This is a genomic window from Humitalea sp. 24SJ18S-53, from assembly GCF_050632385.1.
GTDB lineage: Bacteria > Pseudomonadota > Alphaproteobacteria > Acetobacterales > Acetobacteraceae > Humitalea.
Genome location: NZ_CP192599.1, coordinates 398735 through 423783, shown reverse-complemented (window position 1 = coordinate 423783; position 25049 = coordinate 398735). Strand labels below are relative to the sequence as shown.

The following is a 25049-nucleotide window of genomic DNA, read 5'->3' as shown; positions in this document are numbered from 1 at the left end:
TCTAGCGAAACGCCGTCAGGCGGCGTTCGGCCATGGCGGCGCCGCTGCTGAAGGTGAAAAGCAGCAGGACATACATGCCGGCGAGCACCGTATAGGTCTCCAGCGGGCGGAAGGTGATGCTGTTCACCTGGGCGGCCCGGAACAGCAGATCACCATAGGCCAGGGTGGAGGCCAGCGATGTGGTCTTGAGCAATTCGAAGGAGCGTTCGACGAAGGGGGCCACCATCCGCGCCATGGCCTGCGGCAGGATAATGCGGCGCATCGCCGCGGCCTCGGTCATGCCGAGTGCGCGCCCGGCCTCCCACTGCCCCGTGCCCAGCGAACGGATGCCGCCACGAAACACCTCCGCGTAGAAGGCGCCCGACTGGGTGGCCAGCGCCAGGGTGGCGGCGGCGAAGGCGGTCAGGCTGATATCCAGCACCACCGGCATGGCGAAGTAGAACCAGAAGAAATGCACCAGCGCCGGGGTGTTGCGATAGAATTCGACAAAGACCGTCCCCGGCCAGCGCAGCAGGCGGCGCGGCGACAGGCGCATCAGCGCCAGCACAAGCCCCAGCGCCACCCCAAGCCCGATGGCCGTCCCGGCAAGGCGCAAGGTACCGAGCAGGCCATCGAGCAGCAGCGGCGCCTGCGCGAAGACGGCACCGAAATCCCATTCGTAGCGCAATGGCGGGGGCCTACAGGCTCCAGGTTTCCCGCGTGATGCCGGGGGTAGTTGCGGGGTCGATGTTGCGGCTGCGCAGATAGGCCTCGAACAGCGAACGGGTGGTGCCGTTGTCGTAGAATTCGGTGAAGCGGGCGGTCAGCCAGTCCTTCCACTGCCTGTCCGGTTCCTTGCGGATGCCGGCGCTGGTGGGCACGGCATTGACCGGCTTGGGCAGCGAGATGGTGCCCATGCGCAGCCGCGCCTTTTGCGCGATCAGCGCCGGGTGGAACTGCATCACCACATCGACCCGCCGCGCGGCGAAGGCCGCCACCGTCTCGTCATTGGAGGCGAAGCGTTCGATCGTGGCCAGCGGCAGGTTCTCGGTGGCAAAGCGGTCGATGGTGGTGCCGAGGGAGAGGCCGATGCGCACGCCGGCGCGGTTGAGTTCAGACCAATCGGCCACCTGCGCGGGGCCACGGGTCATGGCGCCCAGGGCGTAGTAAAGTAGCGGGCTGTCCGGAAAATCGATCGCCTGGCGGCGCTGGTCGGTCGGGTCCAGCACGAACATGATGTCGATCTGGTTGGCCTGGATCGCGGCGATGGAATTGCCCCAGGTCGTCTCGACCGGGACCATCCGCACGCCCAGCACCTCGGCCAGCTTTTCGCCATAGGCGGTGGCCGCACCACTCCAGCGTTCCGACGCCGGGTCCTTGTAGAACCAGGGTTCGGCGGCGGTGACGCCGATCCGCAGCGTGCCACGCGTGCGGATCTGCGCCCAGGTCGAGGCATCCTGCGCCCGGGCAGGGCGAAGCAAGGGGGCCGAGAGCAGAACCCCGCCCCCGGCGAGCAGCAGATCACGTCGCTTGAGCATGCGCATGCGCCTCCTAAAAATCCCGATCGTGCAAGCAAGTCCCGCGCCGCGCTCAGGCGGGGGGCGTGCCCTTTACCGTCACACGATGCATCTCGCGCCGCCAGCCGTGGTAGTCATTGGCGGCGTAATGCATGGTCGAGCGATTGTCCCAGAAGGCGACCGACCCCGCCTGCCAGCGGAAGCGCACCTGGTTTTCCACCTTGATCGCATGGTCCCAGAGGAAGCGCAGCAGCGGCAGGGATTCCTCCCGCGTCCAGCCCTCAAAGCACCAGGTGAAGGTTTCCGAGACAAACAGGCAGGGCAGGCCGCTGCCCTCATGCACGCGCACGACGGGGTGGACCGCCTCGCGCACCTTGGCGAAGGCGCTGGCCTGCACGGTGGTCGAGACATCACCCGCGCGCGCCGCGGCGCGTTCCAGCTGGCCACGGTTGTTGTGCACGGCATTCAGGCCAAGCAGCGTGGCTTTCAGCCCTTCCGACAGCGTCTCATAGGCGCGATTCATGTCGCACCACAGGGTATCGCCGCCGGCGGGCGGCACCTGGCGGGCGTAGAGAATGGAGCCCATCGGCGGCACGGGCGCGAAGCTCATGTCGGAGTGCCATATCTCCCCGATATTGAACTTGTCGCCTTCTTCCTTGACCAGCAGCATGACCTCGGGGTGCCCCGGGACATGGCCGAAGATCGGGTTGACGTCGATCGCACCAAAGCGGCGGGCGAAGTCCAATTGCTGTTCCGGCGTGATGTCCTGGTCACGGAAGAAGACGACCTTGTAGCGATGCAGCGCCTCGCGCACCGCTGCGACCTGGGCCGTGGTCAGCGGTTGCGCCAGGTCGATGCCGTGCAGCTCGGCGCCGATCGTGGGGTTGAGGGGGCGGATATCGATGCCGTCCAGCGTCTGCAGCATGGTCATCTCCGTCTTTGTCACGCGACGGTCGCATTGCCCGCGGCGCGGCGTCCAATACCCCTTTGCTTTTCGCGCGATACGTCGAAGATATGGCGATGGAGCTTCGACACCTACGCTATTTCGTCGCCTTGGCCGAGGAATTGCACTTCGGCCGCGCCGCCGCCCGGCTGGGCATGGCCCAGCCGCCCCTATCGGTGCAGATCCGCGCCCTGGAGTCCGAGATCGGCACCTTGCTGGTGGAACGCCATCCGCGCGGCGTCAGGCTGACGGCGGCGGGGGCGGCCTTCCTGGCCAAGGCGCGCGAGGTGCTGGAGGGCGCCGCCGAGGCCGCCGTCTCGGCGCGGGATGCGGCGGCCGGGCGCGGGGGGCGGCTGGTGCTCGGCTACATGCACAGCCTGGCCCTGGGGGCGCTGCCGCGGTTGCTGCCCGTATTCCGTGCCGCTTGCCCCGGGGCGGACCTGGCCTTGCGGGAACTCGATGCCTCGACCAACGAAGCGGCGGTGATCGAGGGCATCGTCACCGCCGGCCTGTGCCGCCCCCCGGTGCGCCACCGGGATGTCACGACGGAGGTCCTGGCGCCGGAGCGGCTGATCCTGGCCATGCCGGAGGACCACCCGCTCGCGCGGCACGGCCGGGTGCATGTCGCGGCCCTGGCGGACCAGGTGCTGCTGGGCATGCCGCGGGATTCGGCCGAGACCGGGCTGGCCGCCACCATCGCGGACTTCCTGGAACGTCATGCGGTGCGCCCGCGCTCACGCCAGTCCTTCCGCACCGTGCAGACCGCGCTGGGGCTGGTGCTGGCTGGGGAGGGGGTGGCCATCCTGCCGGAAACGGCGGCGCTGATGGCGGTGCGCGGCATCGCCTTCCGGCGGTTCGCCGAGGATGAGCTCTGGACCGAGACCGCCCTGTGCTGGCGAAGCGATACGCGCAACCCGCTGATCGGCCCCTTGTTGGAGGCGGCGCGGCAAACCTTGGGCGAAGCACCAACTGCGCCGGAATGAGATTTCCGGCTGATCCGCCACCTGCGATTCGGCCAGAATCACCACCCGTCGTTGCCCCGGGCCCTGGCCTCACCCATTCCGCATGACCGTCAGATCAGGGCGGGACGTCTGCGCCGCGGCGCGCGGGGCGCCCCGAAGGGCTGACGTCGCCGGCAGGCCAGGTCCGGGCGCGGTGGCCGCACTGTCCTTTGTCCTGACATGTGTCCGTGTTTCTGCCTGGGGCCGCAGTCACGCCCACAAGAAGCAGAAAAGCAGGAAATCAAACCCCCTTCCAATATAAGTAACACCTATTATTACTTAATTAAATAGGTTGCGCAGAGCGTAAATTTTTGCAAATCCCGTGATCGCTATGACGGATAGCGAGCATTTCGTTGCCTTATTAGCAAAAAACGCAAACGAGCTGCGGACATGATTCCGGAGCTTCCTTGTAATATTCGAAGGAGTGGATGTTTTGACGACTCTGACCATTGGACAAGGCAAACAGTTCTCGACCATCGCCGCCGCGGTCGCCGCATCGCGCGATGGTGACGTGCTGGCCGTGGATGCCGGCACCTATACAAACGACTTCGCGACGATCAACACCAAGATCACGCTCCAGGGCGTGGGCGGCATGGTGAAGATGGTCGCCACCGTGGCGCCCCCGAACGGCAAGGGGATCCTGGTCACCAACACCGACGTCACCATCGATCACTTCGAGTTTTCCGGCGCCACGGTGCCCGACGGGAACGGGGCCGGCATCCGCTACCAGGGCGGCAACCTCACGATCACCAACAGCTACTTCCACGACAACCAGAACGGCCTGCTGGCCAACGCCGCGCCGACGGGCAGCATCACGATCCGCAATTCCGAGTTCAGCCGGAACGGTACGGGCGACGGCTACACCCACAACCTTTACGTGGGCGAGGTCGGCAGCCTCACCGTGGCCGACAGCTATTTCCATGACGCGCTCGTGGGCCATCAGATCAAGAGCCGCGCCTACGCGACCACCATCACCAACAGCCGCATCGCGGATGGCGAGAACGGCACCGGAAGCTACAGCATCGACCTACCGAATGGCGGCGTCGCCGTCCTTAGCGGCAACGTCATCGAGCAGGGCGCGCGGTCCGGCAACCCGACGATCGTCGCCTATGGCGAGGAGGGCAACGTGCACAGTGGCTCCAGCCTGGCGATGAATGGCAACACCTTCCTGAACGACATGGCCTCGTCCAGCGCCAAGCTGCTGTGGAACGCGACCTCGGTCTCCGCCGTGCTGACGACGAACAGCGTCTTTGGCCTGACGTCGTCGCAGAACGGCACCGGCCCCATGACCGTCACCGGCATGACCACGCTGGGTTCCGATCCGGGCGTGAACACCTCCTCGCCATGGGCCTCCAGCACGCCGGTGGTTCCGGCGCCCGCTCCCGCGCCCAGCCCTGCACCTGACCCCGCAGTGGGCGCCGTGCCGCTGGCCATCAAGCTCGGCGCCGACTCTTGGCAAGGTGACCCGATCGCCATCGTCACGGTCGATGGCAAGGTGATCTTCAACGGCAGCATCTCCGCGCAGCACGCCACGGGTGGGCAGCTTGTCGCGCTGGGCAGTGTGGACCCCAGCAAGCCGCACCAGGTTTCGGTGCAGTTCACCAATGACGCTTGGGGCGGCAGTGCCACCGCCGACCGGAACCTCCATGTCGAGGCGATCCTGGTGAACGGCACAGCCACCGGCCAGTCGCAGGCCCTGACGTCGAACGGCACGGCCACCTTCACGGTGGATGCCACGAAACTGGCAGCGCCCGCTCCGGTGGCCGGCATCACGCGCACGGGCACCAACGGGAACGACAATCTCGTCGGCACGGCGGGCAATGACCAGCTTTCGGGCGGTCGGGGCAATGACGTCCTGACCGGCGGGGCGGGCAATGATATCCTGACTGGCGGAGCGGGTGCCGACAAATTCAGCTTCGGCCCCAGCTTCGGCCGGGACACCATCACGGATTTTCGGGCCGGCACGAATGGCAGCGACGTTCTGTCCTTCGACCGCACATTGTTCAGCAGCGCGGCGGATGTCCTGGCGCACACCGACGACCTGGGCGCCGGCGGCTTCGCACGCATTGTCTTTGACGCGGACAACTACGTTACCCTGACGGGCGTCCACAAGGCAGACCTGCACTGGGGCGACCTGACGTTCATCTGAACACCACCACCTGAACACTACCACCCTGGGGGATCATGGATCCCTCAGGGTGACCCCGTGATGGGCGACCGCATGCCAGGTCGCCCGCGCGCGCTACAACAGCCCGCGCACACGCTCCAACGTCCGGTCCAGATGCAGGGCCAGCACCGTGGCCAGCGCCTCGCCATCGCGCGCTTTCAAACTCCGCACCATCTCCTCATGCTCGGCAACGGCCGCCGCCCATTTGTCGGGGCCGGCGTTGCCGATGAAGCGGATGTGCTTCATGCGCGCCTGGATCGCATCATGGGCCCAGATCAGGGTGGCATTGCCTGGCAAGGCCACGATCGCGGAATGGATCGCCTGGTTCAGCTTGAAATACGACAGGCGATCGCGCGCGGCGTAACGCTCCATCATCGCGTCGTGCAGGGCCGCCACCCGCGCCACCGCTTCGTCGGAGGCGGTTTCGCAGGCCAGGCGGCCGGCCAGCATCTCCAGCGACTTCAGCACCGTCAGGCTGTCCGCGACGTCCTTGACGCTGAGCCGCCGCACAACCGCGCCGCGGCCTGGCACCAGTTCCACTAGCCCTTCGCCCGCCAGCACGCGCACGGCCTCTCGCAAGGGCGTGCGCGATAGGCCGAATTGGGCGCAGAGGGCCAGTTCGTTCAGCCGCGCACCGGCGGGGATGACCCCTTGGGTGATCAGGTCGCGCAGCGTCGTCGCCACCTCCTCCTGCAAGGGGCGTTGCAGGTCGATCCGCAGATCCCGGTCGTTCATCTGATCTATCGCCGCCCTTTCCGCGCCCAAAGTGCCTTGACGGCGCCTCGCTGGCATTTAAGCATGCACGAACTGCATGCAGTGTAACAGAGGTCGCAAAGACCCTGATGTCGGGAGCGTCCCATGACTGACCCAAACCGTCCGCGGATCGCCCTGGCCATGGGGGATGCCGCCGGTGTTTCCGCCGAACTGGCCGCCAGGGTGCTGGCGGATCCCGCTGTGCGTGCCGCCGCCGATATCACCGTGATCGGTGACGCCAGGGTGCTGGCCGAAGGTGCCAGGGTGGCCGGCGTGGAACTGGATATCGCGACCGGGCCGGAGAACAGCGCGCGCCCCCGCCTGATCGACCTGGGCAACTGCGACCCCGCGACGATCCCGATGGGCCAGGTCAGCGAGGCCAGCGGCCGCTTCGCGACCGAGAATTTCCGCCGCGCCCTGGCCATGGCCGCGGGCGGACAGGCTGATGCGGTCTGCTTCACCCCCTTCAACAAGGCGGCGATGCGCCTGGTCACGCCAGGCTACGATGATGAGATCGGCTTCACGGCGGAGGCGATCGGCTTCCACGGCGTGGCCAAGGAATTCAACGTGCTGGAGGGGCTGTGGAATGCCCGCGTCACCTCCCACGTGCCGCTGAGCGAAGTCGCTTCGCTGCTGAACAAGGCGGCCATCCTCGACAATCTGCGGCTGACCGACCAGGCGCTGCGCGCGTCCGGCATCGCGCGGCCGCGCATCGCGGTGGCGGGGCTGAACCCCCATGCCGGCGACAGCGGGAATTTCGGGCGCGAGGAGATCGACATCATCGGCCCCGCCGTGGAGGCCGGGAAGGCCGAGCAGATCGGCTGCGATGGCCCCTACCCCGCCGATACCGTCTTCGTTCGCGCCAAGCGCGGCGACTTCGATGCGGTGCTGACGATGTACCACGACCAGGGGCAGATCGCGATGAAGCTGATCGGCTTCGATGCCGGCGTGACGCTGATGGGCGGCTTCCCCTTCCCGATCTGCACGGCGGCGCATGGCACCGCCTATGACATCGCCGGCCAGGGCATCGCCCATCCCGGCGCCATGCGGAACGCCATCCTGCTCGCCGCCCGCATGGCGGCGCGGGAGAATGCCGCCGCCGCCTGACCCACAACCCCGCGCGCAGACCCCCAAGAAGCGGGCGCGCGTCGTTTTCCCGGAGGAGAATGTCCATGAGTTTCCTGACCAAGACCGCGGCCCTGTTCGGCACCGCGCTGGCGCTTGCCACGCCGGCCATGGCGCAATCCACCTGGGCACCGACGCGCCCGGTGGAATTCGTCGTCACCTCTGGCGCGGGCGGCGGCACGGATGTCTTCGCGCGGACCGTCCAGGCCGCGATCACGCGGCACAATCTGGTGCCGACCTCCGTCATCGTCAGCAACAAGGGCGGCGGTTCGGGCGTCGAGGGCTTCGTCTACGGGCGCGGTGCGCAGAATGATCCGCACAAGGTCATCTTCGCCACCAACAATGCCTGGACCCTGCCGATGGTCGTCCGCACCAATTGGCAGCTGCGGGATCTGACGCCGGTCGCGATCATGGCCTTCGATGAATTCATGCTGTGGGTGAAGCAGGATTCGCCCTTCACCTCGGCCGCCGACCTGATCGCGGCGGCGCGCGCCCGGCCGGGCGATGTGCGCATGGGCGGCAGCCAGACGCGCGACACCGACCAGACGCTGACCGTGCTGATCCAGCGCGCGAGCAATGTGCGCTTCAACTACATCCCCTTCCGTGGGGGTGGCGAGGCCGGCGTGCAACTCGCTGGCGGGCATATCGAGGCGAATACCAACAACCCCTCCGAGAGCATCGGCGGCTGGCGCGGTGGCCAGGTGCGGCCGCTTTGCGTCTTCCGGCGCGAACCGCTGCCGGCTGGCGCGCGGGTGACCGAGGCGCAGGCCTGGTCCGATGTGGCGACCTGCGCGAGCCAGGGCATTCCGCTGGAGGAATTCCGCATGCCGCGCACCATCTTCCTGCCGCCCGGCGTGCCCGCCGCCGCCCAGGCCTATTGGGTCGGCGTCATGCGCCGGGTCAGCGAGACGCCGGAATGGCAGGACTACATCCTGCGCACCAGCCAGAGCGGCCAGTTCATCACCGGCGACGCGATGGTCCAGGCCATGGCGCAGGAGGAGCGCGAGACCCGCGCGATCTTCGCCGCCGAAGGCTGGGTCGCGAACTAAAGCCCGATCGGGGAGACGCCGCATGCCATCGCGCCTGCAACTTGAGCTGGGTTTCGCCGCGCTGATCTTCCTGATCGGCGTCGGCGGGTTGATCGGCTCGCAAGAGTTGGACACTGGCTGGCAATCCAACGGGCCGCAGGCGGGCTTCTTTCCCTTTCGCGTCGCGCTGATCCTGATGGCGGCGTCGGTGCTGGTGGCGTTGCAGGCCTGGCGCGCCAGGGCGGCCCATAGCGTCGCCATCACCGATCAGGCGGGGGCCCGGCGCGTGCTGTCCTTCGCGCTGCCGATCATCGGGCTGGTCGCGCTGTCGCAGTGGATCGGCCTTTACCTCGGCATGCTGGTCTATCTGATCGGCACGATCCGCTGGCAGGGTGGCCGGCCCTGGATGACGAGCATCGCGATCGGCGTGGTGTTCACCGTCGTTGTCTTCCTCGTCTTCGAAAAGTGGTTCCAGGTTCCTTTGCTGAAGGGTCCGCTCGAAATCATGCTGGGCCTCGGCTGATGCTGTCCAATATCGATGCGCTGATTCATGGGTTTTCTGTCGCGCTCACATTCCATCATATCGCGCTGATGGTGGCGGGGGTTTTGCTGGGCATCCTGGTGGGCGTGCTGCCGGGGCTGGGTGCACCAAATGGCGTGACCTTGCTGTTGCCACTGACCTTCTCGATGGATCCCGTGTCGGCGATCATCCTGCTGACGAGCCTGTATTGGGGCGCGCTGTTTGGTGGGTCCACGACGTCGATCCTGTTCAATATTCCGGGCGAGCCGTCGTCCGTCGCCACGACATTCGACGGCTATCCGATGGCCCGGCAGGGGCGCGCGACCGAGGCGCTGACCTATGCCTTCCTCTCGGCCGGTTTTGGTGCGCTGGTGGGCATCGTGGTCATCACATTGCTCGCCGGGGCGGTTGCGAACTTCGCGCTGCGGTTTGGGCCGCCCGAGTATTTCGCGGTGTATTTCCTCGCCTTCTCCTCCTTCATCGCCTTCGGCGGCGGTGCGCCGCTCAAGACGGTGATCTCGCTCGGCCTCGGCTTCGGCTTCGGCATGATGGGGATGGATACGGTCTCGGGCTCGATGCGCCTGACCTTCGACCTGCCGGAGTTGATCCGCGGTGTCTCCTTCCTTGTCGTCGTCATTGGGTTGTTCGGCCTGGGCGAACTGCTGCTGACCATTGAGGAGGGGCCTGAGTTCAAAGGCGCCAGCGGTCGCCTCAGCCCGACCGAGATGCTGCGCGCCGCGGCACGCATGCCCCGCTATGCCGTGGCCATGCTGCGCGGCAGCGCGGTCGGTGTCTGGATGGGGATCACGCCAGGTGGCCCGACGGCGGCGTCCTTCATGTCCTATGGCCTGGCCCGCCGGATGTCGCGCAACGGTGCCAATTTCGGCAAGGGCGAGCCGGAGGGTGTGATCGCGCCGGAGACGGCGGATCATGCGGCTGGCACATCCGCCATGCTGCCCATGCTGGCGCTGGGGATACCAGGCTCGGCGACATCAGCCGTCATGCTCGGCGGGTTGATGATCTGGGGGCTGAATCCCGGGCCGATGCTGTTCATCGAACAGCGGGATTTCGTCTGGGGCATGATCGCGTCGATGTACCTGGGCAATGTGATCGGCGTCGTGCTGGTCCTGGCGACGGTCCCGCTTTTCGCCGCGATGCTGTCCGTGTCCTTCGCCGTCATCGGGCCGATCATCGTCGCCGTCTGCGTGATCGGTGCCTATACGGTCGCGAGTTCACCCTTCGATCTTTGGTTGGCGCTGATCTTCGGGGGCTTCGGCTACGTGATGAAGAAGCTGGACTACCCCTTGGCGCCGCTCGTGCTTGCGATGGTGATCGGCGACAAGGCCGAGGATGCCTTCCGGCAATCCATGTTGCTGTCGCACGGTTCGCTGGGCGTGTTGTGGTCGAATTGGTTGGTGGGGACGATGTCCACGATCGCCGTGCTCTTCCTGCTGTTTCCGGCAGTCGCGGCGCTGCGCGGGTGGCGCGCGAAGAGTGGGAAGGATCAGCCAGCGTGACCGACGAGACCCCGAAGGGCGGGCTCCGCTCCCGCGCCTGGTTCGCGCGGCAGGACAAGATGGGATTCTACTACCGGTCCTGGCTGCGCAATCGCGGCCTGCCGAATGACCAGTTCGACGGCCGCCCCGTCGTCGGGATCTGCAACACCTGGTCCGAGTTGACGCCCTGCAACGGGCATTTCCGCACCATCGCGGAACACGTGCGCTACGGCATCCTGGAGGCCGGGGGCTATCCGCTGGAATTCCCTGTGCTGTCGTTGGGCGAGACGCAGATGCGTCCCAGTGCGATGCTCTACCGCAACCTCGCCTCGATGGATGTCGAGGAAGCGCTGCGGGCCAATCCGCTGGATGGCGTCGTGTTGCTGATGGGCTGCGACAAGACCACGCCCGCGCTGCTGATGGGTGCGGCCAGCGTGGACCTTCCGACCATCGGCGTCTCCGGTGGGCCGATGCTGAACGGGCACTATCGCGGCGAGCAGATCGGCTCCGGCACCAATACCATTTCCATGAGTGAGCAACTTCGCGCCGGCGAGATCACGCTGCGCGATTTCCACGAGGCGGAGGCCGCGATGTCGCGCTCCGCCGGCAGTTGCATGACCATGGGCACGGCCTCCACCATGGCGTCGATGGTGGAGGCGCTGGGCGTTGGCCTGCCCGGCAATGCGGCGATCCCGGCGGTGGATGCGCGGCGCAATGAGTTGGCGCGCCTGGCGGGACGACGCATCGTGGCGATGGTGCGCGAGGATCTGCGCCTGTCGAAGATCCTGACGCGCCAGGCGTTTGAGAACGCCATCCGTACCCTGGCCGCGATCGGCGGGTCCACCAACGCCGTCGTGCATCTGCTGGCCATCGCCGGGCGGATGGGCGTGCCGCTGACCTTGGAAGATTTCGATCGCCTGGCCAGCGAGGTGAACTGCCTCGTGAACCTGAAACCCTCCGGCGAGCATCTGATGGAGGATTTCTACTACGCCGGCGGCCTTCCCGTGGTGCTGCGGCAACTCGTTGAACGCGGGCTGCTGCATGCCGAGGCGCTGACCGCCAACGGCCTGACCCTGGCCGAGAATGTCGCGGAGGCGCAGTGCTGGAACCGCGATGTCATCCACACCTACGACGCGCCCTTCAAGCCGCAGGCCGGTATCGCGATCCTGCACGGCAATCTTTGCCCCAATGGCGCGGTGATCAAGCCGTCGGCTGCCTCGCCACACCTGCTGCAGCACACCGGCCGGGCCGTGGTCTTCGAGAGTATCGAGGACCTGCACGAACGCATCAACGACGAGGCTTTGGACATTGATGCCGACAGCATCATGGTGCTGAAATACTGCGGACCGAAGGGCTATCCGGGCATGGCGGAGGTCGGCAACATGCCGCTGCCGCCAAAACTGCTGCGCCAGGGCGTGCGCGACATGATCCGCATTTCCGATGCCCGCATGTCCGGCACCGCCTATGGCACCGTGGTGCTGCATGTGGCACCGGAGGCCATGGCGGGTGGGGCGCTCGCACTGGTGCAGAATGGCGACAGCATCACCTTGGATGTCGCCGCGCGACGACTGCATCTGCATGTCGATGACGCGACCCTGGCCGCGCGTCGTGCGGCCTGGGTGCCGCCCCCCGCCATGGCGACCCGCGGCTACACCAAGATGTACATCGACCATGTGCTGCAGGCCGATCAGGGCGTCGATCTGGATTTCCTGCGCGGGGGCAGTGGATCGCCGGTCGCGCGCGACAACCACTAGTTCCTCCGAACGAGGTTTCCCCATGAACTACGACATCCTGTTCCGCGACCTTGGCGACCGCCGATTCCGCGTCGCGCTGGCCGGGGCGAAGGGCAGTTTCAGCCGCACTTTGCTGGCACAGATCCGTGCCATTCCGCGGCTGACGGTGGCGGCACTCTGCGACCTTGATGCCGAAGGCGTTCTGCAATTGCTGCGCGAGCTTGGCTTTCCCGCCGATGCCGCGCGTCTCTGCGATGATCCCGCCAGTGTCGCATCGGCCGCACGTGATGGCCGCATCGCCGTGGTGCGCGACCACGCGCTGCTGGCGGCGCTGCCACTCGACATCGTCGTCGAGGCGACCGGCCAGCCCGAGATCGGCGCACGCATCGCCGTCGATGCGATCACCCGCGGCGTGCATGTCGCCATGGTGACGAAGGAGACGGATTCCGTCGTCGGCCCGCACCTCAACGCGCTCGCGAAGAAACATGGCGTCGTCTACACGACCGCCGACGGCGACCAGCCGAGCAATCTGATCGGCCTGGTCACCTGGGCGCGCCTGCTGGGCTTCGATGTGGTCGCCGCCGGCAAGTCCAGCGAATATGACTTCGTCTTCGACCATGCCACGGGCCAGGTCACCTGCACCGACCGCGCATGCACCGCCCCGCGCATCGCCGGCTTGTGGGAATTGGGTGTCGATGTGCCCGCAAGCCTGGCCGCACGGGCCGAGGCGCTGGCGGCCCTGCCGCAGCGGACCACGCCCGATTATTGCGAGATGAATGTCGTCGCCAATTCCACCGGGCTGCTGCCGTCCTCCGATATCCTCAGCAACCCGGTCTGCCGTATCACCGAACTCGCCGACATCTTCGTGCCGCGTGAGGATGGCGGCATCCTCGACCGCATCGGTGTCGTCGATGTCTTCAACTGCCTGCGCCGGCCGGAGGAAGTCAGTTTCGGCGGCGGCGTCTTCGTCATCATCCGTTGCCATGACGACGTCGTCTGGGAATTGCTGCGCGGCAAGGGTCATGTGGTCAGCCGCAATGGGCGCTACGCCTGCGTCTTCCTGCCCTATCATCTGATGGGGCTGGAGACGCCGCTCACTCTGCTTTCGGCCGTGGGCCATGGCCGGGCCTCGGGCAGTGACACGCAGCGCGTCCATGCGGTGATGGTGGCGCGCGCCGATCGCGATTTCGTGGCCGGCGAGATGCTGCACATGGGCGGGCATCATCATGTGATGACCGACACGACGGCGATGCTGCTACCGGCCGGCGAAGCGCGTGGCCTAGCCCCCTTCTACCTCGCCGCCAACAAGCGGCTGGTCGCCGATGTGAAGCGCGGCGACATCCTGCCGGAATCGGCCATCGATCTGACCGGATCGCTGCTGCAATCGCTTCGAAACGAGTATGGCGCAGGAGTCCAGGCATGACCCCCCGTTATCGCGGCGTCTTCCCCGTGGTGCCCACCATCTTCGACGAAGCAGGCGCGCTCGACCTCCCGGGCCAAAAACGCTGCGTGGATTTCATGATCGATGCGGGCTCGGACGGGCTCTGCATCCTCGCGAATTTCTCCGAGCAGTTCGTGCTGACGGATCGCGAACGCGAGGTGCTGATGACCGCGATCCTCGACCATGTCGCGGGGCGCGTGCCGGTGATCGTCACCACCACCCATACCAGCACCCTGGCCTGCGCCGAACGCAGCCGCGCCGCCGAAGCGGCCGGCGCCTGCATGGTGATGGTCATGCCGCCCTACCACGGCGCGACGATCCGGATGCCGGAGGCCGCGATCTTCGACTTCTACCAGGGCGTCTCGGATGCCATCGGCATCCCCATCATGATCCAGGATGCGCCGGTCAGCGGCACCCCCCTCTCCGCCCCTTTCCTGGCCCGCATGGCGAAGGAGATCGCCCAGGTCTCCTACTTCAAGATCGAGGTCCCCTTCGCCGCCGCCAAGCTGCGCGAGTTGCTGGCTTTGGGCGGCGAGGCGATCGAAGGCCCCTGGGATGGCGAGGAAGCCATCACCCTGATGGCCGACCTCGACGCCGGGGCGACCGGTGCCATGACCGGCGGCGGCTACCCCGACGGTATCCAGCAGATCATGCGCCCCTGGGCCGCAGGCAAGCGCGCGGAAGCTTTTGATGCCTATGAACGCTGGTTGCCGCTGATCAACTACGAGAACCGCCAATGCGGCCTGCTGGCGGCCAAGAGCCTGATGAAGGCGGGCGGCATCATCGCCTGCGACGCCCCGCGCGCGCCGATCCGGCCCCTGCATCCCGCGACCGTGGCGGGGCTGCTGGAGGTGGCGAAGCGGACGTCGCCGATGGTGCTCACCTGGGGGCGGTGAGCCCCCCCTGCGCGACACAGGCCCTGGATGCGTTATTCCGCCGCCGCCAGGGCGGGGCGCCAGACCCGGGGCGATCCCTGCCCCCCGTCGCTGCGCAGCCGCCCGGTGGCCACCAGATGTCGTAGATGCGCCACCGCCTCCGTCAGCGCGAAGCCGAGCGCCATGTCGCGCGGCGGGCGGCGGAACAGGATCGGCAGGGCCTCCATGGCCGTCAGCGTCCCTGCCACCGCCAATTGGTCGAGCCGCAGGGCGTGATGCGCCGCGATCGCCGTGATCCGCGCATGCAGCCCGTGCCAGGGCGCGCCATGCGACGGCAGCACCAGCCCGCCATCCGGCACCGCCCGCAAGGCATCCAATGAGGCGAGGAAGCCGCCCAGCGGATCCTCCCGCGGGTCATCGATGTTGATGCCGACATGCGGCGTGATGCCGGGCAGCACCTGGTCGGCGGCGATCAGCACGCCGGTGTCGGGGGCGTGCAGCATCACCTGTTCGGGCGAATGGCCCTGGCCGGTGCGGATGTGCCAGGGGCGGCCACCAATGGTCAGCGTATCACCGGCGCGCAGGATTGTGGCCTCGGCGGGCAAGGGCAGCACGATTCGGCGATAGCGCGCGCGGCGGCCGAGCAGCGGCGTGTATTGCTCCGGCGTGCAGCCACAGTCCTGGAAGAAGGCGCGCTCGGTCGCCACGGCCTCCTCCAGCCCTGGCCCCAGCAGGCGGGTCGCGCGCGCGAATTCCGCGGCGCTCATCAGCAAGGGCGCGTTCCAGCGATCGCAGAGCCAGCCCGCCAGCCCGATATGGTCGGGATGGAAATGCGTCGCCAGCACGCGGGTGATGGGGCGGCCGCGCAGCACCGTGGCGAAGATCGCTTCCCAATGGTCGCGCAAGTCGGGGTAGTCGCCGGCGGCATCGATGGCAAACCAACCGTCGCCATCCTCCAGCAACCACAGGTTCACATGGCTGGGGGGGAAGGGCAGCGGCATGCGCAGCCACAATAGGCCGGGCAGGACCTCGGTCGCGGTTCCGGGCGGCGGTGCAATCATGGGGGCACGAAGCCTTCGCGCAGGCGGCGCTTGAAGATCTTGCCCATGCTGTCGCGCGGCAATTCGGGCAGGAACCAGATGATGCGCGGCACCTTGTAGCCGGCGAGGCGCTCGCGCAGCCAGGCACGCATCGCATCGGCCTCCGGCGCCTGCCCCGGGCGCGGCTGCACGACGGCAACCAGCGCTTCGCCATACTCCGCGTCGGGCACACCAAAGACGGCGCAATCCAGCACGGCGGGATGCATGATCAGGGCGGCCTCGATTTCGGCCGGGTAGATGTTCACCCCGCCGGAAATCACCATGTCGCGCTTGCGGTCGGTGATGAAGAGAAAGCCGTCGTCGTTCAGATAGCCGACATCGCCGTTGGTGACATGGCCATCGCGTTCGACGCGCTGCCGTTCCCCGTCAATGTTGTGGTAGGTGAAGGGCAAGGAATTCGGCCCGGAATCGACGTGGATTTCGCCCACCTCGCCGGGCGGCAAGATCTTCCCCTCCTCGTCCAGGATGCGGATCGAGGTGCCGGGCAAGGCGCGGCCGACGGTGCCAGGAAAGCGCAGCCAATCGGCGGAACTGCTGGAGGCGATGAGGCTCACTTCAGTCGATCCGTAGGTTTCGGCCAGGATCGGCCCCCACCAGTCGATCATGCCACGCTTCACGTCCGGCGCGCAGGCGGAGCCGCCATGCGTGACGCCTTCCAGCGAGGACAAATCGTAGCGCGTCCGAACCTCCATCGGCAGTTTTAGCAGCCGCACCAGCATGATCGGCACCAGGGCCAGGTGGGTCAACCGGTGGCGCTCGATCGCCTGCAGCATCGCTTCGGCATCGAAGCGCGGCATCACCACGATCAATTCGGCCTGCGACAGCGCGACCCGCGCGTTGGCGGCGGGTCCGGCGTGGTAGAGCGGCCCGGCGATGGCCGTCCGCATCCCCGGCCGCGCGCCACCGATCAAGGTGCGAATGCGACGGATCGCGTCATGCTGTTCCGGCGTGCCGGGCAGGCGACGGACCCCTTTGGCCCGGCCCGTGGTGCCGGAGGTGTAGAGCATCATGCCCAGCGCCGGCACCGGCGGCGCCGTCCAGGGCGTCTGGGCATCGCGCCAGGTGGCCCAGTCCTGCGTCGCCCCAGGCACATCGCGCAGCCCATAGGCGGCGACAATTTCTGGCGGTGTCGGCACCACCAGCACCGGTAGGCCTTCAGGTATCAATGCCGCGATCTGCGGCAACAGGTCGGCATGCACCACGAGAACGCGCGCGCCACTGTCGATCAGGATGTGCCCGGCCTCATCAGCACGGAAATGCCAGTTGATTGCGACGCAGGCGGCACCGAGGCGGTCGGAGGCGAGGAGCACCTCCAGGTAGACCGGCTCGTTGCGCATCATCACCGCGATACGGTCGCCTGGTCCGATGCCCAATGCGGAAAAACCGCCAGCGGCACGGGCGGCGTTGTCGCGCAGCAGTGCGCCGTCGATCTCCTGGTCGCCAAAGATGATCTTCTGGGTCATGCCTCGACCGCCAGCCCGTCGATACGCCGCCGCGCCGCGCCCGCCTCGTCGATCAACTGGTCGATGATCGCTTCCAACGGCTCGACCGCCTCGGTGAAGACGGCTGCGGCGCCGAGTGACAGCATACCGCGTTCCGGGTCGCCGCCGCGATAGCAGCCGTCGCGCGATTCCGTGCCGCGGATGATGTCGGCGAAGGCGTCATGCGTCGCCGCACCCGCGGCTTCGCGCCGCCGCACCTCCCGCGCGGTCGCGTTGTCCATCACGCGCCAGGCGCCTCCCATCGGCGTATTGCCGCCGAAGGCGACGACCGAGGCGCGTTCATCCGCCGCCACGACACGCGCCTTATAGGCCGGGTGCGCCCAGACCTCCTGGGCCGCCAGGAAGCGCGACCCGATGACCACCGCATCGGCGCCGACGGCCAGCGCCGCCAGGATCTGCCCGCCCGTGCCGATGCCGCCGCCGATCGCGAGCGGCACGCGCAGCCGCCGCGCGGCCAGGGCGCCGGCCAGCATCGTCGGCAGTTCGGCCGGGCCAGGGTGGCCACCGGCCTCCATGCCGACGATCGCGACGGCATCCGCGCCTTCGCGTTCCGCGTTCAGCGCGTGACGCAGCAGCGGGCATTTGTGGATCACCACGCCGCCGCCGGCATGGATGCGCGCGATCATGTCGCCAGGCGCGTTACCGGCGGTCTCGAAATGACGCACCCCGGCCCGCAAGGCGAGGTCGAGCCATTCGATCACGCTGCGGTTGGAAGCCGCGACCTTGGAGATATTGAGGTTCACGCCAAAGGGCTTACCCCCGGTCAAAGCGCGGCAGCGTTCCAACTCGGCCGCGAAGGCGCCATCCTCCGGGAAACTGCGCGGCGTCAGGAAGGCCATGCCGCCGGCATTGACGATGCCGGCGACATAGGCGGCGTCGGACAGCCACATCAGCCCCCCGCCCAGGATCGGGTGGCGGATGCCGAATAATTCGGTGATGCGGGTGCGGAAGATGGGATCGCGCATGGTTCAGGGCATCGCGTAGCCGCCGCTCGCGCCGATATGCTGCCCCGTGATGAACACGGCACGATCGGAGGCGAGGAAGGCGACGATGCCGCTGACATCATCCGGCCGCGACAAACGGCCCAGGCCGCGCGACACCGGATAGGCGTTCAGCATCTTCTTCAGGCGTTCGTTGGTCTCGGGCGTGGCATCGGCGCTGGTGGCATTGCCGGGTGCGATCCCCTCATGCGCCACCGCACCCAGGACCACGACGTTCACGTTGATGCAGTCGCGGCCATGTTCCTTGGCCAGCGCCTTTGACAGGCCGATGATCGCGGCCTTGGCGCCGGAATAGGCCGCCAGGCGCGGTTCACCGACGCGTCCGGCCTCGGAGGCGATGGAGATGATCTTGCCCCATCGCTGCGCGACCATGCCGGGCAGCACGGCGCGGCAGCAATACATCGTGCCATAGACGTTCAATTCGACCGTCTGCTGCAACTCCCGGTCGCCTGTCTCGATAAAGGTTGGTGGCATACCACCCTTGGCACGGCGTTCCGGCGTCACGCCCGCATTGTTCACCAGGATCCCGATCGGGCCGAAGGCAGCGCTGCCGGTCGCGACCATGGCCGCGACCTGCGCCGGATCGGTGATATCGGCGGGGGCCGCGATGGCGTCACCGCCGTCCGCGCGAATCTCGGCGGCCACCGCCTCGGCACGTTCGGAAAGCAGGTCGTTGACCACCACCTTCACGCCTTCCGCCGCGAGTTCCCGACAGATCGCGCGTCCCACGCCCTGGCCGCCGCCGGTGACTAGCGCGACCTTGCCCTGCAGACCCAGTTCCATTGTGTTTCCTCAGCGTCCCGTAAAGACCGGTTTGCGTTTCTCGACGAATGCGCGAAAGCCCTCGCGCCGGTCCTCGCTGTCGGTCAGCATGCCGGCCGCGTAGCGTTCGTATTCCAGACCGGCCTCGATACCGCCCTGCATGCCGGTGTTGACCGTGCGCTTGGCGAAGGCGACGGCCAGCGGCGGCATTTCCGCGATTTTTCGGGCGGTTGCCATGGCGGCTTCCAGCACCGTGCCGTCGCGCACGACGCGGCTGACAAGGCCGATGGCCAGGGCCTCATCAGCGGTCAGGTGGGCCGCGGTGAACAGCAATTCCTTCGCCACGCTAGCACCAACCAGGCGCGGCAGGCGCTGCGTACCGCCGGCGCCGGGGATGGCGCCAAGCTTGACCTCCGGCAGGCCGAGCTTCGCATGGGCGGCCGCGTAGCGGATGTCGGCGCAGAGCGCGATTTCCAACCCGCCCCCCAGCGCCACACCGTTGATCGCGGCGATCACCGGGCGCTCGAAATCCTCCATCCCGCGGAACAGCGCGTGGGTCGCCGCCTGCTGCGCGAAATACTCCGTGGCGCTGCGTCGCGGACCCTCCGCGCGTTCCTTGATATCGGCGCCGGCGCAAAAGGCACGCTCGCCCGAACCAGTCAGGATGACGCAGCGGATGCTGGTGTCGGTCCGTGCCAGGGTGAAGAAGGCGGTGGACAGATCGGCCTTCATGCTGCCGCCGATGGCATTCATCCGATCGGGCCGGTTCAGCGTGATGGTGGCGACGCCATCACTCGCTTCGTAGAGCAGGGTTTCGAAGTCTTCGCGCATCATGCTCAATCCCGCCGCAACACATGGCCGACGGCGACGGAGCCGAGGCCGATCATATGCGCCATCGCCGTGCGGGCGCCGGGCTGCTGGCGGCCCGTCGCTTCGCCGCGCAACTGCCGCACGATTTCGGCGACCTGGCCGATGCCGGTCGGGCCGATCGGATGCCCCATGCCGATCAACCCGCCCGATGGATTCACCGCGCAGCGGCCACCGATTTCCCAGGCGCCATCGCGCAGCCGCGCCGCACCGTCGCCGCGCGGACATAGGCCGAGGGCCTCGGCGTAGACGATTTCCTCGATGGTGAAGGCATCGTGCAATTCCACGATGTCCAGATCCTCCATGCCAATGCCGGCCTGGCGCAGTGTTTCCAGGCCGGAACGCTGCACCATCTCGACCAGGCTCCAGGCTTCCTCCGGCACCGCGTGTTCGCTGGAGGAGGTGGAGGCGATCACGCGGATCGCGCGTGAGCGGTCCAGCTTCAGCCGGGCGATGCCCTCCTCGCTGGCGACGATGACGGCGGCGGCGCCCTCGCCGCGCGGGCAGCATTGCAGGGCGGTCAGGTCGCCCGCGACCTTGGATGACCCCAGTACCTGTTCCAGCGTGCGCGGCTTGCGGAACTGGGCGTAGGGGTTGCGCGAGGCATTGCCGTGGTTCTTCACCGCGACCCGCGCCATGTCCTCCGGTGTCACGCCATACTGGTCGCGCCAGGCACGGGTCATCAGGGCGAATTTCACGCTCGGGATTTCGGCGGTGGGGGTCAGCCGGGCCAACCCATCCTTGTTCGCCGCACGCTGCGCGCCGCCGAACTTGTCGACGCCAAGCGCCAGCACCACGTCGCGTTCGCCGGATGCGACCTGCATGCAGGCCATGCGGAAGGCGCTGGAGCCGGAGGCGGAGGCGTTTTCCACCTGCATCACCTCCAACCCGGTCGATCCCATGTGCCGCAGCATCACCCGCCCCGCCGCCATGCCGATGGCGCCGGTGCCGATCATCGCGGCTTGGATGTCCGGCCAGGTCAGACCGGCATCGTCCAGCGCCGCGCGCAGCGCCGTCAGGCCGAGGGTGATGTAGGGCGTCTCGGTCGGGAATTGGTAGGGATGCATGCCGATGCCGACGACATGCACCGGGCGATGCGCCAAAAAACCGGTCATGCCGCGACCGGGCGGAAGCGGCAGGCACCATCCTGCACCAGCACGGCCTGCACCTGGGTGCCGGGCGGCACAGCGGCCTCGTCGCTGCCTTCCACCACGCCATCCAGCACCGGCCCTTCGTCCAGTTGCAGCCGCGCCACCAGCAGCGGCGTCACCATTCCGGGCGCCAGGGGCTGATGCACCGTGATGCAGGTCAGAACGCGGGCGCGGCCGGTCAGGGTGATGGGCTCCAGCGCCGCCGTGGGCAGGCCTGTGGTGGTGCAGCCATAGGGCGAGCGGGGGAATGTGATCGCCCCGCTGCCGGGTTCACGCATCGCCAGCAGCACGGCATCGTCGCCCTGTCCGGATGGCGCATAGAGGGTGGGGTCACGCAAGGCGGGCTACTCCAGACGGATATTGGCGCGGCGCACGACATCGGCGGCGCGCTGGCGTTCGGCGGCAAGGTGCGCGGCAAAGGCCTGCGGCCCGGCCCAGAACGCCTGGCTGCCCAATTCCCGCAACCGCCCGGCAAAGGCCGGGCTGGCGACGGCCGCCTGCAGACTGGTGGACAGCCGTTCCAGCACCGGCACCGGCAGCCCGGCCGGCCCCACCAGGCCCAGCCAAGTGGTCAGCACCACCCCCGGCACCAGGCTGTTCAGCGGCACCGCATCGGGGAAATCGGCATACGGCTGGTCGCCGGTCACGGCCAGGACACGCAACACGCCGCTGCGGATATGCGATGTGGTGGTGGACACGCTGTCGATCATGAAATCGACTTTTCCCGCCACCAGATCGGTCACCGCGGGGCCGCTGCCGCGATAGGGCACGTGTTCGATCTGCAACGCGCCATAGGCCTTCAGCATTTCGCCCGCGACATGCATGGAGCTGCCGACGCCGGCGGATGCGTAGTTCATCGCGCCTGGACGTGCCCGCGCCGCCGCCAGCAATTCCGCCGCGGTCGTGAACGGCGATCCGGCGGGCACCACCAGCAGGAGAGGCCCCGTGGTCATCTGGCCGATCGCGGTGATGTCGCGCGCGGCATCGAAGGTCGAGGCACGGTCCAGCAACGGGTTCACCACCATCTGGCCGGGCGTGGCCACCATCAAGGTGGTGCCATCGGGTTCGGCGCGGATCAGCAGGTCGGTCGCGACATTGCCGCCGCCGCCCGATCGGTTTTCCACCACGATCGGCTGGCCCAGCGAGGCCGTCATCAGCGGTTGCAGCAGCCTGGCCGCGATATCCGTGGCCCCGCCCGGGGCGAAGCCGACCAGCAGGCGGATCGGACGGGCCTGGGCACGCGCGTCCCCGCTGGCGAAGAGCGCGGCACCGGCCAGCACGGCGCGGCGGGACGCGATCATTGCGCGACGATCCGCGCGATCGCCACGCTGCGCGCCGCCCGCGCCCGTTCGGCGGCATAGAAGCCGATGAAATCATCGGGGCCGAGGTAGGCGGGGCCATTGCCCACCATGCGCAATCGCGCCGTCACCTCCGGATCCAGCAAGGTCGCGCGGGTCGCGTCATCCAGCCGCTGCACGATCGGCGCCGGCAGGGCGGAAGGCCCGGCCAACGCGGTCCAGCTCTGCACCACCACATCCGGCCAGGTGTCCGACAGGGTCGGCAGGGCGGGATAGACGGGGTCCGGCACCGAGCCGCCATTGGCGATCAGCCGCAGCGTGCCGGCCTGCAACTGCGCGACCAGGGGGCCGCGGCTGTCGAAGATGAAATCCACCTCGCCGGCGATCAGCCCCTGCACGGCCGCGGCACTGCCGCGATAGGGCACATGGGTCGCGGTGACGCCGGTGGCGGAGAGGAACATCTCCGACCCGACATGCTGCGCGAAGCCGACCCCAGGGGTCCCGTAATTCGCCGCATCGCCTTTCTGCCGCAGCCGCGCCAGCAATCCGGCCACATCGGTGATGCCCGATGCCGTGGAGACGGTGAGCAGGAAGCCGCCATTGGTCAGCCGCGTGATCAGCTTGATGTCGCGCACCGGGTCGAACGGCATGTCGCGATACAGATACTGGTTCAGCGTCATGATGCCGCCGGACAGCACCATCAGCGTATAGCCATCCGCCGGCGCCTGGGCGACGAAGCCCGTCGCGATATTCCCGCCCGCACCGGGCCGGTTGTCCACGATCATCGGCTGGCCGAGCCGCTCGCCCAAGCCCGGTTGAACGATCCGGGCGATCAGATCGGTGATGCTGCCGGGCGAGGAGCCGGAGATGAGCCGGATCGGCCGGCTCGGCCAGGCCTGGGCGGCGGCACCGCGATGGAGCAGCAGGGCCGGCAGGGCGACGAGGCCCAGGGCCTGGCGACGTGGGAGGGGCACAGCGTTCTTCCCGATCTGGGCGGCACTGGCTGCCGCTCCGCTTGTTGGTGACTTCAGAGTATATCAGGTTACTCTGACGTCAACCGCTTTGGCAAAGGCCAGTGGCTGTGGCACAGAGGCACCCATGGATGATGCGCAGACCCTGAAGAAGCCGCCACGCTGGGCGGATGCCGTGCCGGACCGGGAGGCGCAGTTCGACACCAAGCGCCGCGCCGTCGTGCGGGCCGCCGCCCGCGCCTTCGGCCGCAGCGGCTTTCACAACACCTCGCTGGATGAGGTGGCGGAGGCGCTGGGCGTCACCAAGCCGGCGCTCTACCGCTACGTCCGGACCAAGCACGAGATCCTGTACGAGGCGAAGTGCATCGCCTTCGAGGCCGGGTTGAAGGCGCGCACCATGGCCTTTGCCGCGACCCCGGACCCGGTCCAGCGCATCAGGCTGTATGTCGTGGCCTATATCGAATTGGTGACGGGCGAACTCGGCTCCTTCGCCGTGCTGGCGGAGCCGGTGACGACCCTGCCCCCCGAATACCGCGACCTGATCATGGCGCGGATGCGTGAGGCTGACCGCGCGCTGCGCGACATGGTGCAGGCGGGCATGGATGCGGGGGGCCTGGCGCCTGGCGACCCGAAGCTGGCCGTCGCCTTTCTGATGGGCGCGATCAACCATATCGCGCGCTGGTATTCGCCCGATGGCCCGCTGACCGGCCGGCAGATCGGCGAGGCCTTTGCCGGTTTCATTTTGAATGGGCTGGTGGGGATGGATCGGCCGCGGCTTTAACCGGGCAACCGCCGGCCCATATCACGCCGATGCTTCCCCTCTCCGTTCTCGACCTCTCCCCCATTCCCGAAGGCGGCACGGCCGGCCAGGCGCTGCGCCATTCGGCCGAGTTGGCCCGCCATGCGGAGGCGCTTGGCTACCGGCGCTTCTGGATGGCCGAACACCACAACATGACCGGCATCGCCAGTGCCGCGACCGCGGTGGCCCTGGCCCATGTCGCGGCCGGCACGCGCAGCATACGCATCGGCGCCGGGGGCATCATGCTGCCGAACCATGCGCCGCTGATGGTGGCCGAGCAGTTCGGGACGCTGGCGGCGCTGCACCCGGGGCGCGTCGATCTTGGACTCGGCCGGGCGCCCGGCTCCGACCAGGTCACCGCCCGCGCCCTGCGGCGGAACCTGGCATCTGGCGCCGATGAATTCCCGCAGGATGTCGTGGAGCTTCTGGGCTATTTCCAACCCGCGGTCCCCGGGCAGGCCGTGCAGGCGGTGCCGGGCGCGGGGCTGGCGATCGAGGCATGGATCCTCGGCTCCAGCACCTTTGGTGCCCAATTGGCCGCGATGCTGGGGCTGCCCTTCGCCTTCGCGTCGCATTTCGCACCGACGCAGATGATGGAGGCGGTCGCGATCTATCGTGACCGGTTCCGTCCATCGGAGCGGCTGGCGGCGCCGCATGTGATGCTGGGGGTGAATGTCTTCGCCGCCGATACCGATGCGGAGGCGCGGCGCTTGTTCACCTCCCTGCAGCAGGCTTTCCTGAACCTGCGGCAGGGACGGCCGGGCAAGCTGCCGCCGCCCGTGGATGGGCTGGATGCGCGGCTTGACCCGCATGGCCGCGCGATGCTGGCCAACGCGCTGGCCTGTTCGGTCGTGGGCGATCCGGAGACGGTGCGCCGCGGCCTGGACGATTTCGCGGCCAGGACCGGGGCCGATGAACTGATGGTCACGGCCCAGATCTTCGACCATGCCGCGCGGCTGCGGTCGTTCGAGATCCTGGCGCATGTCCAGGCCGAGGCCAGCATGGCGTCGTAGGCTTCCG

Annotated in this window: 24 protein-coding genes; 11 read left to right on the top strand and 13 right to left on the bottom strand. The window is 67.8% G+C overall.

Annotated elements, in window-relative coordinates:
* Window position 1 precedes the first annotated feature (1 nt).
* The 3 genes from ACQW02_RS02010 to ACQW02_RS02000 are packed head-to-tail and all read right to left on the bottom strand — an operon-like array spanning window position 2 to window position 2421.
* Window positions 2-667, bottom strand: a complete 666-nt coding sequence (locus ACQW02_RS02010) for an amino acid ABC transporter permease (protein ID WP_431283609.1) — start codon at window positions 665-667, stop codon at window positions 2-4.
* A 10-nt stretch (window positions 668-677) separates the two neighbouring features.
* Window positions 678-1517, bottom strand: a complete 840-nt coding sequence (locus ACQW02_RS02005; protein ID WP_431283608.1) for a transporter substrate-binding domain-containing protein — start codon at window positions 1515-1517, stop codon at window positions 678-680.
* Window positions 1518-1569: 52 nt separating this feature from the next.
* A complete protein-coding gene (locus ACQW02_RS02000) occupies window positions 1570-2421 on the bottom strand; it encodes a TauD/TfdA dioxygenase family protein (RefSeq protein ID WP_431283607.1) in 852 nt (283 codons plus the stop codon).
* Window positions 2422-2516: 95 nt separating this feature from the next.
* Here ACQW02_RS02000 and ACQW02_RS01995 point away from each other — a divergent pair, with 95 nt between their 5' ends.
* Both ACQW02_RS01995 and ACQW02_RS01990 read left to right on the top strand, forming a co-directional pair.
* Window positions 2517-3422, top strand: a complete 906-nt coding sequence (locus ACQW02_RS01995; protein WP_431283606.1) for a LysR substrate-binding domain-containing protein — start codon at window positions 2517-2519, stop codon at window positions 3420-3422.
* 451 nt (window positions 3423-3873) lie between these two features.
* Window positions 3874-5589 (top strand): carbohydrate-binding domain-containing protein, encoded by a 1716-nt coding sequence (locus ACQW02_RS01990; protein ID WP_431283605.1) that lies wholly within the window; start codon window positions 3874-3876, stop codon window positions 5587-5589.
* 93 nt (window positions 5590-5682) lie between these two features.
* On the opposite strand, the gene ACQW02_RS01985 is transcribed toward ACQW02_RS01990, so the two are convergent.
* A complete protein-coding gene (locus ACQW02_RS01985) occupies window positions 5683-6342 on the bottom strand; it encodes a GntR family transcriptional regulator (protein ID WP_431283604.1) in 660 nt (219 codons plus the stop codon).
* 123 nt (window positions 6343-6465) lie between these two features.
* Between ACQW02_RS01985 and ACQW02_RS01980 the strand changes: the two genes are divergently transcribed.
* The 7 genes from ACQW02_RS01980 to ACQW02_RS01950 all read left to right on the top strand — a co-directional run bounded on the left by ACQW02_RS01980 (window position 6466) and on the right by ACQW02_RS01950 (window position 14599).
* The gene (locus ACQW02_RS01980) at window positions 6466-7467 is read left to right on the top strand and encodes a 4-hydroxythreonine-4-phosphate dehydrogenase PdxA (protein WP_431283603.1); all 1002 of its coding nucleotides are present in this window, start codon (window positions 6466-6468) and stop codon (window positions 7465-7467) included.
* Between the two features lie 65 nt (window positions 7468-7532).
* Entirely contained in the window at window positions 7533-8534 is a 1002-nt protein-coding gene (locus ACQW02_RS01975) for a Bug family tripartite tricarboxylate transporter substrate binding protein (protein ID WP_431283602.1), read from the top strand.
* Between the two features lie 22 nt (window positions 8535-8556).
* Window positions 8557-9036, top strand: coding sequence for a tripartite tricarboxylate transporter TctB family protein (locus tag ACQW02_RS01970; protein WP_431283601.1), 480 nt, complete (start codon window positions 8557-8559; stop codon window positions 9034-9036).
* Window positions 9036-10550 (top strand): tripartite tricarboxylate transporter permease, encoded by a 1515-nt coding sequence (locus ACQW02_RS01965; RefSeq protein ID WP_431283600.1) that lies wholly within the window; start codon window positions 9036-9038, stop codon window positions 10548-10550. Before ACQW02_RS01970 ends, ACQW02_RS01965 begins: the two co-directional genes overlap by 1 nt.
* A gap of 59 nt (window positions 10551-10609) precedes the next feature.
* On the top strand, window positions 10610-12283 hold the full coding sequence (locus tag ACQW02_RS01960; RefSeq protein WP_431285993.1) for an IlvD/Edd family dehydratase: 1674 nt from the start codon (window positions 10610-10612) through the stop codon (window positions 12281-12283).
* Window positions 12284-12305: 22 nt separating this feature from the next.
* A complete protein-coding gene (locus ACQW02_RS01955; RefSeq protein WP_431283599.1) occupies window positions 12306-13685 on the top strand; it encodes an NAD(P)H-dependent oxidoreductase in 1380 nt (459 codons plus the stop codon).
* On the top strand, window positions 13682-14599 hold the full coding sequence (locus tag ACQW02_RS01950) for a dihydrodipicolinate synthase family protein (RefSeq protein ID WP_431283598.1): 918 nt from the start codon (window positions 13682-13684) through the stop codon (window positions 14597-14599). Before ACQW02_RS01955 ends, ACQW02_RS01950 begins: the two co-directional genes overlap by 4 nt.
* Before the next feature lie 32 nt (window positions 14600-14631).
* Here ACQW02_RS01950 and ACQW02_RS01945 read toward each other — a convergent pair whose 3' ends face one another.
* From ACQW02_RS01945 to ACQW02_RS01905, 9 genes are read right to left on the bottom strand one after another with little or no spacing between them, the layout of a single operon-like run.
* On the bottom strand, window positions 14632-15639 hold the full coding sequence (locus tag ACQW02_RS01945; RefSeq protein ID WP_431283597.1) for an MBL fold metallo-hydrolase: 1008 nt from the start codon (window positions 15637-15639) through the stop codon (window positions 14632-14634).
* Complete coding sequence (locus ACQW02_RS01940; RefSeq protein ID WP_431283596.1) at window positions 15636-17141, bottom strand: AMP-binding protein; 1506 nt, start codon at window positions 17139-17141, stop codon at window positions 15636-15638. The genes ACQW02_RS01945 and ACQW02_RS01940 overlap by 4 nt, the downstream gene beginning before the upstream one ends.
* Complete coding sequence (locus ACQW02_RS01935) at window positions 17138-18145, bottom strand: NAD(P)H-dependent flavin oxidoreductase (RefSeq protein ID WP_431283595.1); 1008 nt, start codon at window positions 18143-18145, stop codon at window positions 17138-17140. Before ACQW02_RS01935 ends, ACQW02_RS01940 begins: the two co-directional genes overlap by 4 nt.
* Window positions 18146-18148: 3 nt before the next feature.
* Window positions 18149-18964 (bottom strand): SDR family NAD(P)-dependent oxidoreductase, encoded by an 816-nt coding sequence (locus ACQW02_RS01930; protein WP_431283594.1) that lies wholly within the window; start codon window positions 18962-18964, stop codon window positions 18149-18151.
* A gap of 9 nt (window positions 18965-18973) precedes the next feature.
* Window positions 18974-19777, bottom strand: a complete 804-nt coding sequence (locus tag ACQW02_RS01925; protein WP_431283593.1) for an enoyl-CoA hydratase/isomerase family protein — start codon at window positions 19775-19777, stop codon at window positions 18974-18976.
* 2 nt (window positions 19778-19779) lie between these two features.
* The gene (locus ACQW02_RS01920) at window positions 19780-20925 is read right to left on the bottom strand and encodes a thiolase family protein (RefSeq protein ID WP_431283592.1); all 1146 of its coding nucleotides are present in this window, start codon (window positions 20923-20925) and stop codon (window positions 19780-19782) included.
* Window positions 20922-21299, bottom strand: a complete 378-nt coding sequence (locus ACQW02_RS01915; RefSeq protein ID WP_431283591.1) for an OB-fold domain-containing protein — start codon at window positions 21297-21299, stop codon at window positions 20922-20924. The genes ACQW02_RS01920 and ACQW02_RS01915 overlap by 4 nt, the downstream gene beginning before the upstream one ends.
* A gap of 6 nt (window positions 21300-21305) precedes the next feature.
* Window positions 21306-22262, bottom strand: coding sequence for a Bug family tripartite tricarboxylate transporter substrate binding protein (locus ACQW02_RS01910; RefSeq protein WP_431283590.1), 957 nt, complete (start codon window positions 22260-22262; stop codon window positions 21306-21308).
* Window positions 22259-23233, bottom strand: coding sequence for a Bug family tripartite tricarboxylate transporter substrate binding protein (locus ACQW02_RS01905; protein ID WP_431283589.1), 975 nt, complete (start codon window positions 23231-23233; stop codon window positions 22259-22261). Before ACQW02_RS01905 ends, ACQW02_RS01910 begins: the two co-directional genes overlap by 4 nt.
* Before the next feature lie 124 nt (window positions 23234-23357).
* On the opposite strand from ACQW02_RS01905, the gene ACQW02_RS01900 reads away from it, so the two are divergent.
* Both ACQW02_RS01900 and ACQW02_RS01895 read left to right on the top strand, forming a co-directional pair.
* On the top strand, window positions 23358-24011 hold the full coding sequence (locus tag ACQW02_RS01900) for a TetR/AcrR family transcriptional regulator (protein ID WP_431283588.1): 654 nt from the start codon (window positions 23358-23360) through the stop codon (window positions 24009-24011).
* A gap of 29 nt (window positions 24012-24040) precedes the next feature.
* Window positions 24041-25042, top strand: a complete 1002-nt coding sequence (locus tag ACQW02_RS01895) for an LLM class flavin-dependent oxidoreductase (RefSeq protein ID WP_431283587.1) — start codon at window positions 24041-24043, stop codon at window positions 25040-25042.
* Window positions 25043-25049: the final 7 nt, after the last annotated feature.

Bases quoted from the DNA above. Each gene is read 5' to 3' on its own strand.
- ACQW02_RS01910 (WP_431283590.1), bottom strand. From the start codon at position 22,262: ATGATCGCGTCCCGCCGCGCCGTGCTGGCCGGTGCCGCGCTCTTCGCC.
- ACQW02_RS01955 (WP_431283599.1), top strand. From the start codon at position 12,306: ATGAACTACGACATCCTGTTCCGCGACCTTGGCGACCGCCGATTCCGC.
- ACQW02_RS01950 (WP_431283598.1), top strand. From the start codon at position 13,682: ATGACCCCCCGTTATCGCGGCGTCTTCCCCGTGGTGCCCACCATCTTC.
- ACQW02_RS01945 (WP_431283597.1), bottom strand. From the start codon at position 15,639: ATGATTGCACCGCCGCCCGGAACCGCGACCGAGGTCCTGCCCGGCCTA.
- ACQW02_RS02000 (WP_431283607.1), bottom strand. From the start codon at position 2,421: ATGCTGCAGACGCTGGACGGCATCGATATCCGCCCCCTCAACCCCACG.
- ACQW02_RS01965 (WP_431283600.1), top strand. From the start codon at position 9,036: ATGCTGTCCAATATCGATGCGCTGATTCATGGGTTTTCTGTCGCGCTC.
- ACQW02_RS01960 (WP_431285993.1), top strand. From the start codon at position 10,610: ATGGGATTCTACTACCGGTCCTGGCTGCGCAATCGCGGCCTGCCGAAT.
- ACQW02_RS01975 (WP_431283602.1), top strand. From the start codon at position 7,533: ATGAGTTTCCTGACCAAGACCGCGGCCCTGTTCGGCACCGCGCTGGCG.
- ACQW02_RS01925 (WP_431283593.1), bottom strand. From the start codon at position 19,777: ATGATGCGCGAAGACTTCGAAACCCTGCTCTACGAAGCGAGTGATGGC.
- ACQW02_RS01995 (WP_431283606.1), top strand. From the start codon at position 2,517: ATGGAGCTTCGACACCTACGCTATTTCGTCGCCTTGGCCGAGGAATTG.
- ACQW02_RS01980 (WP_431283603.1), top strand. From the start codon at position 6,466: ATGACTGACCCAAACCGTCCGCGGATCGCCCTGGCCATGGGGGATGCC.
- ACQW02_RS01935 (WP_431283595.1), bottom strand. From the start codon at position 18,145: ATGCGCGATCCCATCTTCCGCACCCGCATCACCGAATTATTCGGCATC.
- ACQW02_RS02005 (WP_431283608.1), bottom strand. From the start codon at position 1,517: ATGCTCAAGCGACGTGATCTGCTGCTCGCCGGGGGCGGGGTTCTGCTC.
- ACQW02_RS01895 (WP_431283587.1), top strand. From the start codon at position 24,041: ATGCTTCCCCTCTCCGTTCTCGACCTCTCCCCCATTCCCGAAGGCGGC.
- ACQW02_RS01930 (WP_431283594.1), bottom strand. From the start codon at position 18,964: ATGGAACTGGGTCTGCAGGGCAAGGTCGCGCTAGTCACCGGCGGCGGC.
- ACQW02_RS01900 (WP_431283588.1), top strand. From the start codon at position 23,358: ATGGATGATGCGCAGACCCTGAAGAAGCCGCCACGCTGGGCGGATGCC.
- ACQW02_RS01940 (WP_431283596.1), bottom strand. From the start codon at position 17,141: ATGACCCAGAAGATCATCTTTGGCGACCAGGAGATCGACGGCGCACTG.
- ACQW02_RS01920 (WP_431283592.1), bottom strand. From the start codon at position 20,925: ATGACCGGTTTTTTGGCGCATCGCCCGGTGCATGTCGTCGGCATCGGC.
- ACQW02_RS01985 (WP_431283604.1), bottom strand. From the start codon at position 6,342: ATGAACGACCGGGATCTGCGGATCGACCTGCAACGCCCCTTGCAGGAG.
- ACQW02_RS01970 (WP_431283601.1), top strand. From the start codon at position 8,557: ATGCCATCGCGCCTGCAACTTGAGCTGGGTTTCGCCGCGCTGATCTTC.